Here is a 12416-nt window from a genome sequence, read left to right as displayed (position 1 = left end):
GCGAGGACCTGATGACGGACGCGAGCCGGGAGACGCCACCGGACGGACCGGCGCCCGCTGGGGCGGCGGTGACCCCGCTCGCCCTCAAGCCGGCCCTGGAGGCCGTGCTCATGGTCGTCGACGAGCCCGCCACCGAGGAGCACCTCGCCGGGGTCCTCGGGCGGCCCCGCCGCGACGTCGCCACCGCCCTGCGCGAGCTGTCCGACGACTACACCGCCCAGGGCCGGGGCTTCGACCTGCGGCAGGTGGCCGGGGGCTGGCGGTTCTTCACCCGCGCCGAGTACGCCGACGCCGTGGAGGCCTTCGTCCTCGACGGGCAGCAGACCCGCCTCACCCAGGCCGCGCTGGAGACCCTGGCCGTGGTCGCGTACCGTCAGCCGGTCAGCCGTTCGCGGGTCTCGGCCGTCCGCGGAGTGAACTGCGACGGCGTCATGCGCACCCTCCTCCAGCGCGGTCTGGTGGAGGAGGCGGGGACGGAACCCGAAACAGGTGCGATCCTGTACAGGACGACGAATTACTTTCTGGAGCGCATGGGCCTGCGCGGCCTGGACGAGCTCCCGGAGCTCGCCCCCTTCCTCCCCGAGGCGGAAGCGATCGAGGGCGACACTCAGGAAGGTGTGCCGTCGTTCGATCCGGACGCACCGGACACCGACGCAGACGACAAGACGGAACTTTGATGCGAAGCAGCGGCAGGAACAGCGGAAGCGGCAACCGGGACGACCGGGGCGGCCGGGCAGGGTCTCCCCGTCCGGGGTCCGGGGGCGGACGCGCGGGCGGCGGTCGTTCCGGCGGCGGGCGCCCCGAGAGCGGCGGCCGCTCCGGCGGCGGGAGCTACGGCGGCGGTCGCTCCGGTGGCGGCGGCTACGGCGGTGGCCGCTCCGAGGGCGGTCGCGCCGGGGACCGGCGTGACGACCGCCGTGACGACCGGCAGCAGGAGCGCCCCCGCCGTCCGCGCCCCGAGGAGCGCCGCTACGACGTGGGCCCCGACGCCGAGCGCACCCGGGGCGGTGCCACCAGCGGCCGCCAGAGCGGTCCCACGAGCGGTCGCGGTGCGGCCGCCCGCGGCGGCGCCAAGGGCGGCCCCCGCAAGAGCTCGACCGCCGGTGCCGGCGGCCGCAGCAGCGGTCCCGCCCGTGGCCACGGCTATGCCCCGGCCCGCCCGCGCGAGCTCGACGCCAAGATCGAGGAGCGCAACCGGGAGCGGCACAACAAGCCGCAGGTGAAGACCCCCAAGACCTTCCCCGGCGCCGAGCAGGAGGGCGAGCGTCTGCAGAAGGTGCTGGCCCGGGCCGGCATGGGCTCGCGGCGCGCCTGCGAAGAGCTGATCGAGATGGCGCGCGTCGAGGTCAACGGCGAGATCGTCACCGAGCAGGGCCTGCGCGTGGACCCGGAGAAGGACGAGATCAAGGTCGACGGCCTGACGGTCGCCACCCAGTCGTACCTCTTCTTCGCGCTGAACAAGCCGGCCGGTGTCGTCTCCACCATGGAGGACCCCGACGGCCGCCAGTGCCTCGGCGACTACGTCACCAACCGCGACACCCGGCTCTTCCACGTCGGCCGTCTCGACACGGAGACCGAGGGCATCATCCTGCTCACCAACCACGGTGAGCTGGCCCATCGCCTGACGCACCCCAAGTACGGCGTGCAGAAGACGTACCTCGCGGCCATCACGGGCCCGCTGCCGCGCGACATCGGCAAGCAGCTCAAGAGCGGCATCCAGCTGGAGGACGGCTGGGCCCGCGCCGACAACTTCCGGGTCATCCAGCAGACCGGAAAGAACTACCTCGTCGAGGTGACCCTCCACGAGGGCCGCAAGCACATCGTGCGCCGCATGCTCGCCGAGGCCGGCTTCCCGGTCGAGAAGCTGGTCCGCACCAGCTTCGGCCCGATCCCCCTCGGCGACCAGAAGTCGGGCTGGCTGCGCCGCCTGACGAACACCGAGGTCGGCATGCTGATGCGCGAGGTGGAGCTCTAGCAGGCCCTTCTCCCGGGGCGCTCCGGCCCCGGGAGACGGCCCGCTACGACCACAGGGCCAGGCCCGTCGCCCGGCCCTCCTCGTCCCGCTGGATCTCCATCATTCCCTCGACCGCGTCGCGGGTGATGCGCCCGAAGACGTGCGGGAAGAGGGTTCCGGGGGCCACCCCCGGCGGCGGGGCCGGGTCCGCGGCCTCCCAGCGGACCATCACGTCGAGCTTGTGCTCGTCGATCAGCAGGACCATCAGCGGGCCCGGCACGTCGCGGTAGTACGCCGTCGCCACCGCCAAGGTGGTCGCCTCGTCGGGCGAGCAGTGGACGAAGCCCTCCTCGCCGAGGGACGCGGGGGAGTAGGGACGGTCGGGCACGGCCAGCCAGTCGTCCAGGGGGACCACATGAAAGATCATGGGAACGTTCTACCCCGACTAGGCTGAGCGCCGTGAGAACCGCCCTTGTGATCGGAACCGGACTGATCGGCACGTCCGCCGCCCTCGCCCTCGCCGGCCGCGGCGTCCAGGTGCACCTAGTGGACCACGACCCCGCCCAGGCCCGTACGGCCGCCGCGCGCGGCGCCGGCACGGACCAGGCGCCCGAGGGACGCGTGGACCTCGCCGTCGTCGCCGTACCACCCGCGCACGTCGCCGACACGCTCGCCGAGGCCATCAGGGGCGGGATCGCCCGCGCCTATCTGGACGTCGCCAGCGTCAAGGGCGGCCCCCGCCGCGAACTCGAGGCGATGGGCTGCGACCTCACCGGCTACCTGGGCACCCACCCGATGGCCGGGCGCGAGCGCTCCGGCCCCATGGCGGCCACCGCCGACCTCTTCGAGGGCCGGCCGTGGGTGCTCACCCCGACCCGCGAGACGGACACCGAGGTCCTCAACCTCGCCCTCGAGCTCGTCGCCCTGTGCGGCGCCGTCCCCGTCGTCATGGACGCCGACGCCCACGACCGGGCCGTGGCGCTCGTCTCGCACACCCCGCAGCTGGTCTCCAGCCTCGTCGCCGCTCGCCTGCAGGACGCCGACGAGACGGCCGTACGCCTGTGCGGCCAGGGCATCCGCGACGTGACCCGGATCGCCGCCTCCGACCCGCGCATGTGGATCGACATCCTCTCCGCCAACCCCGGGCCCGTCGCCGACGTCCTCGCCGGCATCGCCGCCGACCTCGACGAGACCGTCACCGCCCTGCGCGCCCTGGAGTCCTCGGACGAGGACACGCGGCTGGGCGGCGCGGCCGGCATCGAGGACGTGCTGCGCCGCGGCAACACCGGCCGCTCCCGCGTGCCGGGCAAGCACGGCGCGGCCCCGGCGGCGTACGAGACGGTGACCGTCCTCATCGGCGACCAGCCGGGCGAGCTGGCCCGGATCTTCGCCGACGCCGGCCGGGCGGGCGTCAACATCGAGGACGTCCGCATCGAGCACGCCACCGGCCAGCAGGCGGGCCTGATCCAGCTGATGGTCGAGCCCGCCGCGGTGACCGGTCTCACGGCGGCCCTGCGGGACCGGGGCTGGGCGGTGCGGCAGTAGGGCGGCCGCGCGCCCGCCGGTCCGGGGCGGTCCGGCGAGACAGTAACCTTGTGTGAGCCTGATATGGATCGCTATTTCTCCGCCCCGTGCACAAGGAAGGTGTCTGACACCGTGGAAACCGCCGCCCGGACCGCCCCGGCAGCTGTCATCGTCGGCATCGACGGCCCCTCCGGCACGGGGAAGTCCAGCACCTCCAAGGCCGTCGCCGCCAAGCTCGGCATGCGCTACCTCGACACCGGCGCCCAGTACCGGGCGATCACCTGGTGGATGCTGAGCAACGGCATCGACGTCGACGACGCCGCCGCCGTGGCCGACGCCGCGGGCAAGCCCGAGATCGTCTCCGGCACGGACCCGTCCGCCCCGACCATCGCGGTCGACGGCGCGGACGCCTCCGGGCCGATCCGCACCCAGCAGGTCACCGCCGCCGTGAGCGCGGTCAGCGCCGTGCCCGAGGTGCGCACCCGGCTGACCGAGCTGCAGCGGGCCATCGCCGCCGGTGCCCCGGAGGGCATCGTCGTCGAGGGCCGCGACGTCGGCACCACCGTCCTGCCGGACGCCGACGTCAAGATCTACCTCACGGCCTCCCCGGAGGCCCGTGCCGCCCGCCGCAGCGGCGAGCTCAAGGGCAAGGAGGCCACCGACCTGGCCGCCACCCAGGCCGCGCTGGTCAAGCGGGACGCCGCCGACTCCGGCCGCAAGACCTCCCCGCTGGCCAAGGCCGCCGACGCCGTCGAGGTGGACACCACCGAGCTGACCCTGGAGCAGGTCATCGAGTGCGTGGTCACGCTCGTGGAAGAGAAGCGGTCGGCGTGACCGCATCCGGTGCCGCCGTCGGGCGGCGGATCGGCATCGGCCTGATGTACGGGCTGTGGAAGCCGCGCGTGCTGGGCGCCTGGCGGGTGCCCACCGCGGGGCCCTGCATCCTGGCCGTCAACCACACCCACAACATCGACGGCCCGATGGTGATGGGCACCGCGCCCCGACCCGTGCACTTCCTGATCAAGAAGGAGGTGTTCGTGGGTCCGCTCGGCCGGTTCCTGCGCGGGATCGGCCAGCTCGAGGTGGATCGCGCGGGCGCCGACCGCACCGCGATCACGGGCGCGTTGAAGGCCCTCGAGGACGGCGGCGTGCTGGGCATCTTCCCCGAGGGCACCCGGGGCGAGGGCGACTTCGCCTCGCTGCGCGCGGGCCTGGCCTACTTCGCCGTACGGTCGGGAGCCCCGATCGTGCCGGTGGCGGTATTGGGGAGCGCCGACCGCGCGGGACGTGTCATAAAGGGTCTGCCGCCGCTGCGCAGCGGCGTCGACGTGGTCTTCGGCGACCCCTTCGAGGCCGGCGACGGCAGCGGCCGCCGTACGCGCAAGGCGCTGGACGAGGCGACCGTGCGCATCCAGGAGCACCTGGCCGCGCACCTGGCGGACGCCAAGCGGCTGACCGGCCGCTGAACGAGACTTTTCAGTAGTGGGCCGTAAGGGTCCGCCGATGACGAAGAACGAGGAAACGACTTCATGAACGACCAGATCCACTCCGGCGACGAGCACGGTGAGCTTGGCGACGCCGAGTACGCGGAGTTCATGGAGCTCGCGGCGCAGGAGGGCTTCGACGCCGAGGAGGTCGAGGGCGCGCTCGGCGAGGCCGGTCACGGCCCGCTGCCCGTCCTCGCCGTCGTCGGCCGCCCCAACGTCGGCAAGTCGACGCTGGTGAACCGCATCATCGGCCGCCGCGAGGCCGTCGTCGAGGACCGTCCGGGCGTGACCCGCGACCGCGTCACCTACGAGGCCGAGTGGGCCGGCCGCCGCTTCAAGGTCGTCGACACCGGCGGCTGGGAGCAGGACGTCCTCGGCATCGACGCCTCGGTCGCCGCCCAGGCCGAGTACGCCATCGAGGCCGCCGACGCCGTGGTCTTCGTGGTGGACGCCACCGTCGGCGCCACCGACACCGACGAGGCCGTCGTCAAGCTGCTGCGCCGGGCGGGCAAGCCCGTCGTGCTGTGCGCCAACAAGGTCGACGGCCCCTCCGCCGAGGCCGACGCCGCCATGCTGTGGTCGCTGGGCCTGGGCGAGCCGATGCCGGTCTCCGCGCTGCACGGCCGCGGCACCGGCGACATGCTGGACGAGGTCCTCAAGGCGCTGCCCGAGGCCCCCGCCCAGACCTTCGGCGCCGCCCTCGGCGGCCCGCGCCGCATCGCCCTGATCGGCCGGCCCAACGTCGGCAAGTCCTCCCTGCTGAACAAGGTCGCGGGGGAGGAGCGGGTCGTCGTCAACGAGCTGGCCGGCACCACCCGCGACCCGGTCGACGAGCTGATCGAGCTCGGCGGCACCACCTGGAAGTTCGTGGACACCGCGGGCATCCGCAAGCGCGTCCACCTGCAGGAGGGCGCGGACTACTACGCCTCCCTGCGCACGGCCGCCGCGGTGGAGAAGGCCGAGCTCGCGGTCATCCTCATCGACGCGAGCGAGTCCATCTCGGTCCAGGACCAGCGCATCATCACCATGGCCGTCGAGGCCGGGCGCGCCATCGTCATCGCGTACAACAAGTGGGACACGCTCGACGAGGAGCGTCGCTACTACCTCGAGCGCGAGATCGAGACCGAGCTCCAGCAGATCGCCTGGGCCCCCCGGGTCAACGTCTCGGCGCAGACGGGCCGGCACATGGAGAAGCTGGTCCCGGCGATCGAGACGGCGCTGGCGGGCTGGGAGACCCGGGTGCCGACCGGACGGCTGAACGCCTTCCTCGGCGAGCTGGTGGCCGCCCACCCGCACCCGATCCGCGGCGGCAAGCAGCCCCGCATCCTCTTCGGCACCCAGGCGGGCACCAAGCCGCCGCGCTTCGTGCTCTTCGCCTCGGGCTTCATCGAGGCGGGCTACCGCCGCTTCATCGAGCGCCGGCTGCGTGAGGAGTTCGGCTTCGCGGGCACGCCGATCCACATCTCGGTGCGGGTCCGCGAGAAGCGCGGCCGCAAGAAGTAGGGGGCGCCCCGGGGGCTCGGCCGGGGGTCCGGGGGTTGTCCCCCGGGTAAGCACCGTATCGAGCGCCGACTGCGTGAGGAGTTCGGCTTCGCGGGTACGCCGATCCACATCTCGGTGCGGGTCCGCGAGAAGCGCGGCCGCAAGAAGTAACGGAGACCGCCGTCGGCGGTCACCGGCCGGCCACGGCCCGCCGGTCCGCCCCGGGCCCCCATGCGGGGTCCGGGGCTCCGTCGTAAGCGATTACGGCGGGAGCCGCGGCTAGAAGCCGCGCGTACGGCCGTCGCGCTGGCCGGGCGGCAGGGCGGGCAGCGCGCTGCCGCGCCGACCGCCGTAGTAGGAGTCCCAGACGGCGTTGTAGGCCGAGGGCCCCTGGTAGGGGGAGTTGCCCGCGGGGATCTGGCCGGTGTGGCCGCCGTACCCGCCCGGCCGGGGGCCGAAGTCCTTGAACCTCAGCTCCTCCTCTCCCGAACGGTCCCCGGGCAGGGCCCGGAACGACCGGCGGTACTCGGAGCACAGAGCGTCGTAGATCGGGGTGACCGAGCCGGGGTGACCGTCCGAGGAGGCGTCGCGGGGTGGCCGCATGCCGGGGATGTAGTTCTGGTACGAGGTCCGGGCGGGTTCGTATGAGTACACATCCCTGCCAACGACCTCGAGGCCCGTCGGATGCGGGCCCGGACGCGAATGGCCCGCCAGGACGATGTCCGTGGAGTGCACGATGCGAGCGCCGTCCTCGTTCATGTGCCCGCCAGCGGCATGGTGCCACCGACCAGCCGGCCGGCCGCGGCGGCCCGGTCCAGGGCGGCGCGCAGCAGGTCCTCGCGCGGCTGGGCGCCGATCGTGCCGGACGGGGTGCAGAGGACGAGCACCTGGCCGGACTTGTTGAGGGCGGCCCGCCATTCGTCGGCGACCTGCATCGGGCGGTGCGCCTGCCACCACGCCTGCGCCGGGGTGCCGCCGACGGCCGGCTGGAGGACCGCGTGCAGCTTGCCCAGGGCCACCAGGACCGACCAGCCCGGCAGCTGCCCGGGGATGTCGTTGACGTCGGTCACGGAGGAGAAGCCCTGCTCGCGCAGCAGGTCCAGGAAGACGTCCACGGGGCCGCTGGTGCCGGGGCGGGCGATCGGGCCGAGCGGCTCGACGACCAGGGCCGGGTGGACGTCCCCGGCGGCCAGCACCAGGCCGCTGGTCACGCCGAGCTCGGCCTGCAGCGGCACCTCGGCCTCCGCCCCGCCGCCCTCGCCGGTGATGGACCGCACGGCGCCCTGCAGCTGCTCCTCCGCGACGGGGACGACCTGGGAGGGGATGCAGGCGGCGTGGGCGAAGGCCAGCACGGCGGTCTCGTCGCCGACGAACAGCACGGTGCTGGTGCGCTCCCGCTCGGTGTTCCCGGGCGTGCGGCAGGACGTGCAGTCGTAAAGACCCGGGGCGCTGTCGCCGCCCAGCAGGCGCTCCGCCTCTTCGTCACCGATCTCGGCGCGTACTTCGTCGCTGACATCGAGCATGCGCGGCACGGGGTCTCCTCGAACTTGGGTGTCGTACTCGGTGCGGGGGTGCCGGGTTGCGTCCGGCTCCTCTGGAGACAACGGACGATCCGGGGCCGGGGTCACGCCCCGGAAAAGTTCCCGGGATCCGCTACCGATTCCTCATCGCTTGGGGAACGAGTTGGTGATCTAGGCCAACCCGGCGGGCCACGCCACGGTCTAACCTCTCAGTGGAGGCGGGCTACCGGGAATGTCCGCGGCACACCGGCTGCATGGGGACGAATGCACATCTCATTCCTGATTCACAACGCGTACGGGATCGGCGGCACGATCCGCACCACGTACAACCTCGCGGGCACCCTCGCCGAGCACCACGACGTGGAGATCGTCTCCGTCTTCCGCCACCGCGACGAGCCCGTCTTCGCCCCCAGCGGCAAGGTGCGGCTGCGCCACCTGGTGGACCTGCGCAAGGACAGCCCGGGCTACGAGGGCGACGAGCTCGAGTACCGCACGCCGGCCTCGTTCTTCCCCGCCGCCGAGGGCCGCTACAAGCAGTACAGCGCGCTCACCGACCGGAAGATCGCGGAGCACCTGCGGGGCCTGGACTGCGACGTGGTCGTCGGAACCCGGCCCGGTCTGAATGTGCACATCGCCCAGCAGGCGCGCCGCGGTCCGGCCCGCGTGGGTCAGGAGCACCTGACGCTGAGCACCCACTCGTCGCAGCTGAAGCTGACGCTGCGCACCCACTACCCCCGGCTGGACGCGGTCACCACCGTCACCGAGGCCGACGCCCGTACGTACCGCAAGCTGATGCGGCTGCCCGGGGTGCGCGTCGAGGCCGTGCCCAACAGCATCCCCGCCCCGGCGCTCGCCCCCGCCGACGGCAACGGCAAGTGGGTGATCGCCGCCGGCCGGCTCGCGCCCGCCAAGCGCTACGACGTCCTCATCCGCGCCTTCGAGAAGGTGGTCGCCGAGCGCCCCGACTGGCGGCTGCGGATCTACGGCGCCGGCGCCGAGCGCGGCAAGCTGCGCGCCCTGATCGACAAGCGCGGTCTCTACAACCACGTCTACCTCATGGGCCCCGCCACTCCTCTGGAGCCGGAGTGGGTCAAGGGCTCCATCGGCGCCGTCACCTCCAGCCTGGAGTCGTTCGGCATGACGATCGTCGAGGCCATGCGCTGCGGCCTGCCGGTGGTCTCCACCGACTGCCCGCACGGCCCCGGCGAGATCATCGACGACGGCGTCGACGGCCTGCTCGTCCCCGTCGGCAAGGTCGACGCCATCGCGGCGGGACTGCTCAAGCTCATCAACGACGACGACCTGCGCCGGCGGATGGGCGCCAAGGCCCTGGAGAACTCGGCGCGCTTCGACCCCGCCGAGGTCGCCGGCCGCTACGAGAGCCTCTTCGCCGACCTCGCCGGCCGCGGCAACCTGCGCGGCTCGCTGCACCGCACCCGGGGCGCCCTGCTCAGCAGCGCCTTCCAGGCCAAGGACAGAAGCCGCACCGCCCTGCGAAGGGTGCGTGCCGCATGACCCCTTCCACCGCGCCCGGCGACGCCGGCGACGGCCTGCCCGCAGCGGCCCCCTCGACGGGCCGTCCGACCCCCACCTCCGAGGAGTGCGCCACCGTGTCTGCCCCTCCCCTGGCCTTCGGCGCGGGGAACCCCAGCGCCGACTGCATCGCGGACTCCGCGGGCGGACTCACCTTCGACCTCGACGTTCCCGGCCACTCCGCCGCCGACGCCGCGCACTGGTCCGCGGCGCTGGTGCTGCGCCGCCGGGGCGCCGACGCCGTCGAGAGCCCCGAGGAAGAGGTACGGTTGCCGTTGACGCCCAACGGCGACGGCCGGCTGCGCGCCGTGCTGCCCAGCACGGTCGCCCTGCCCGAGGGCCGTTGGGACGTGCATGTCGCCTGCGGTGAGGCCCCCGCCCAGCGGCTGGTGCCCGGCATCGCCGACCTGCGGTCCCTGGTCGACCGCAGACCCGGCCCGAGCACCTCGCCGCTCGCGGTCCGCATCCCGTACGCGACCAAGCACGGCAACCTGTCGCTGCGCAGCTGGCTGCGCGGCCCCCACGCCGAGGCCGGGGACCTGCGCGTGGAGGCCGCCGGGATAACCGGTCGGGGCACCCTTCACCGCGTCGAGAACCCTCAGGCGTGGCTCGACGGCGCGGTCCTCGAGGCCCGCTGCCGCCGCGCCGGGGAGCTGGTGCGGACCGTGCCGGTCACCGCCGAGGGGCAGGACTTCTCCTTCACCCTCCCCTTCGCGGTGCTGTGCGAGGAGTGGCAGGGCGGCCCGGAGGTGTGGGACCTGTGGCTGCGCGGCGGCCCGGAGGGCGCCGAGGAGGTCCGCGTGGCGCGTCTCCTCGACGACGTCGCCGACAAGAAGCAGATCTTCACCTACCCGGCGCGGGACGTCGCCGCCCCCTACGCGCCCGCCCAGGTGGGGCCGTACTACACCGTCGACAACGACCTCTCGGTCCGGATCGACGAACGGCCGCCGGTGGGCGGCAGGTAGCCACCCACTCCTGAGGGATCAGCCGGCGGGCCCGGCCGCCACCGGCGGCTCGGCCCGCCGCACCGTCTCCGGGTGGTGCAGGTCGAAGGCCGGCGACTCGGAGCGGATGCGGGGGATGGCGGTGAAGTTGTGGCGGGGCGGCGGGCAGGAGGTCGCCCACTCCAGCGAGCGGCCGTAGCCCCAGGGGTCCTCCACCTCCACGCGCTTGCCGTACCGGGCGGTCTTCCAGACGTTGTAGAAGAACGGCAGGTTGGACAGGCCCAGCAGGAACGCGCCGATCGTGGACAGGGTGTTGAGCGCGGTGAAGCCGTCGGCGGCCAGGTAGTCGGCGTAGCGGCGGGGCATGCCCTCGGCGCCCAGCCAGTGCTGGACGAGGAACGTGGTGTGGAAGCCCGTGAAGAGCGTCCAGAAGTGCATCTTGCCCAGCCGCTCGTCCAGCAGCTTCCCGGTGAACTTCGGCCACCAGAAGTAGAAGCCGGCGAACGTCGCGAACACCACCGTCCCGAACACCACGTAGTGGAAGTGCGCGACGACGAAGTAGGTGTCGGTGACGTGGAAGTCCAGCGGCGGCGAGGCCAGGATCACCCCGGTGAGCCCGCCGAAGAGGAAGCTCACCAGGAAGCCCACCGCCCACAGCATGGGCGTCTCGAAGGACAGCGAGCCCTTCCACATCGTGCCGATCCAGTTGAAGAACTTCACGCCCGTCGGCACCGCGATCAGGAACGACAGGAACGAGAAGAACGGCAGCAGCACCGCGCCCGTGGCGAACATGTGGTGGGCCCAGACCACCAGCGACAGCGCCGTGATGGTCATGGTGGCGCCGATCAGCGTCAGATAGCCGAAGATCGGCTTCCTGGAGAACACCGGGATGATCTCGGTGATGATGCCGAAGAACGGCAGCGCGATGATGTAGACCTCGGGGTGGCCGAAGAACCAGAACAGGTGCTGCCACAGCAGCGCCCCGCCCCACTGGGCCTCGAAGACCACGGCCCCGAACCGCCGGTCGGCCTCCAGGCACAGCAGCGCGGCGGCGAGCACGGGGAAGGCCAGCAGGATCAGGATCGAGGTGAACAGCACGTTCCAGGTGAAGACGGGCATCCGGAACATCGTCATCCCCGGTGCGCGCATGCCGATGACGGTGGTGAGGAAGTTGACCGCGCCGAGGATCGTGCCGAAGCCGGACAGCGCCAGACCCATGATCCACATGTCGGTGCCGATGCCCGGTGAGCGGACCATGCTGCTGAGCGGGGCGTAGCCGGTCCAGCCGAACGTCGCGCCGCCCTGGGGCATCAGCAGGCTCGCGACCACGATCAGGCCGCCGAAGAGGTAGAGCCAGTACGAGAGCATGTTCAGCCGGGGGAACGCCACGTCCGGCGAGCCGATCTGCAGCGGCATGATCGCGTTGGCGAAGCCGGCGAAGGCCGGGGTGGCGAACAGCAGCAGCATGATCGTGCCATGGGCGGTGAACGCCTCGTTGAACCGCTCGTTGGTCAGCAGCTGCAGGCCGGGGCGGGCGAGCTCGGCGCGCATCACCATGGCGAGCAGGCCGGCGACGAGGAAGAAGCCGAACGACGTGATCAGGTAGAGGTGCCCGATCTTCTTGTGGTCGGTGGTGGTCAGCCAGTCCACGATGATCCGGCCGGGATGTCGTGCCCGGGCCGGGCCTTCCGTGGTGGCCTGCGCGGTGTCGGTCCCCATCCGGTGCCCCCTCGCTGTCGGCTCGCACGGGCTGCCCCGCCGTGGTGCGACGCGGAGTCAGTCGGCCATCCGCCATGATGCTCGCCGCGGGGGCGTCCGCGCGAGAGCGCCTCTGTCGACGGGCCGTCAAATCCGGCCTGCCGGGCCGGAGCCGATGTTCCCGGAATTTTATATTCCGGCCCGGGGGCGGAGGCGGAAGCGGAGGGGCCGTCAATTCTCCCGTCCTGCTGCCGCATGGGGGGGTGGGCGCGGA

The 12416-nt window shown here is 72.6% G+C and carries 12 protein-coding genes; 8 read left to right on the top strand and 4 right to left on the bottom strand.

From position 1 onward, the window contains the following. The first annotated feature begins 11 nt into the window (after positions 1 to 11). Positions 12 to 677: an SMC-Scp complex subunit ScpB gene (gene scpB, locus AB4K12_RS25485; RefSeq protein WP_368436550.1), complete on the top strand. Its 666-nt coding sequence runs from the start codon at positions 12 to 14 to the stop codon at positions 675 to 677. Next, on the top strand, positions 677 to 1975 hold the full coding sequence (locus AB4K12_RS25480; protein WP_368436471.1) for a pseudouridine synthase: 1299 nt from the start codon (positions 677 to 679) through the stop codon (positions 1973 to 1975). Before scpB ends, AB4K12_RS25480 begins: the two co-directional genes overlap by 1 nt. 43 nt (positions 1976 to 2018) lie before the next feature. Here the strand turns inward: AB4K12_RS25480 and AB4K12_RS25475 are convergent, their stop codons facing one another. Next, on the bottom strand, positions 2019 to 2381 hold the full coding sequence (locus AB4K12_RS25475; RefSeq protein ID WP_086570773.1) for a DUF952 domain-containing protein: 363 nt from the start codon (positions 2379 to 2381) through the stop codon (positions 2019 to 2021). A 32-nt stretch (positions 2382 to 2413) separates the two neighbouring features. Between AB4K12_RS25475 and AB4K12_RS25470 the strand changes: the two genes are divergently transcribed. The 4 genes from AB4K12_RS25470 to der all read left to right on the top strand — a co-directional run bounded on the left by AB4K12_RS25470 (position 2414) and on the right by der (position 6468). Next, a complete protein-coding gene (locus tag AB4K12_RS25470; RefSeq protein ID WP_368436470.1) occupies positions 2414 to 3499 on the top strand; it encodes a prephenate dehydrogenase in 1086 nt (361 codons plus the stop codon). Between the two features lie 99 nt (positions 3500 to 3598). Beyond that, positions 3599 to 4312 (top strand): (d)CMP kinase, encoded by a 714-nt coding sequence (gene cmk / locus AB4K12_RS25465; protein WP_362260450.1) that lies wholly within the window; start codon positions 3599 to 3601, stop codon positions 4310 to 4312. A 44-nt stretch (positions 4313 to 4356) separates the two neighbouring features. Next, positions 4357 to 4944 carry a lysophospholipid acyltransferase family protein gene (locus AB4K12_RS25460; RefSeq protein WP_368436549.1) on the top strand — a complete coding sequence of 196 codons (588 nt, stop codon included), beginning with the start codon at positions 4357 to 4359 and terminating at the stop codon, positions 4942 to 4944. A gap of 63 nt (positions 4945 to 5007) precedes the next feature. After that, positions 5008 to 6468 carry a ribosome biogenesis GTPase Der gene (gene der, locus AB4K12_RS25455; protein ID WP_362260448.1) on the top strand — a complete coding sequence of 487 codons (1461 nt, stop codon included), beginning with the start codon at positions 5008 to 5010 and terminating at the stop codon, positions 6466 to 6468. A gap of 258 nt (positions 6469 to 6726) precedes the next feature. On the opposite strand, the gene AB4K12_RS25450 is transcribed toward der, so the two are convergent. After that, positions 6727 to 7206: a hypothetical protein gene (locus AB4K12_RS25450; protein WP_368436467.1), complete on the bottom strand. Its 480-nt coding sequence runs from the start codon at positions 7204 to 7206 to the stop codon at positions 6727 to 6729. Continuing rightward, the gene (locus AB4K12_RS25445) at positions 7203 to 7979 is read right to left on the bottom strand and encodes a hypothetical protein (RefSeq protein ID WP_368436465.1); all 777 of its coding nucleotides are present in this window, start codon (positions 7977 to 7979) and stop codon (positions 7203 to 7205) included. Before AB4K12_RS25445 ends, AB4K12_RS25450 begins: the two co-directional genes overlap by 4 nt. A 252-nt stretch (positions 7980 to 8231) precedes the next feature. Here AB4K12_RS25445 and AB4K12_RS25440 point away from each other — a divergent pair, with 252 nt between their 5' ends. Together AB4K12_RS25440 and AB4K12_RS25435 are read left to right on the top strand one after the other, a co-directional pair. After that, positions 8232 to 9482 carry a glycosyltransferase family 4 protein gene (locus AB4K12_RS25440; protein ID WP_368436463.1) on the top strand — a complete coding sequence of 417 codons (1251 nt, stop codon included), beginning with the start codon at positions 8232 to 8234 and terminating at the stop codon, positions 9480 to 9482. Further along, on the top strand, positions 9479 to 10465 hold the full coding sequence (locus AB4K12_RS25435; protein ID WP_368436461.1) for a hypothetical protein: 987 nt from the start codon (positions 9479 to 9481) through the stop codon (positions 10463 to 10465). Before AB4K12_RS25440 ends, AB4K12_RS25435 begins: the two co-directional genes overlap by 4 nt. A gap of 18 nt (positions 10466 to 10483) precedes the next feature. On the opposite strand, the gene ctaD is transcribed toward AB4K12_RS25435, so the two are convergent. Then, on the bottom strand, positions 10484 to 12163 hold the full coding sequence (gene ctaD / locus AB4K12_RS25430) for a cytochrome c oxidase subunit I (protein ID WP_368436459.1): 1680 nt from the start codon (positions 12161 to 12163) through the stop codon (positions 10484 to 10486). Between the last annotated feature and the right edge of the window lie 253 nt (positions 12164 to 12416).

This window comes from Streptomyces sp. C36 (assembly GCF_040932295.1).
In the GTDB taxonomy this organism is placed as follows: Bacteria; Actinomycetota; Actinomycetes; order Streptomycetales; family Streptomycetaceae; genus Streptomyces; species Streptomyces triculaminicus.
This window is presented reverse-complemented; position numbering and strand designations above follow the sequence as displayed.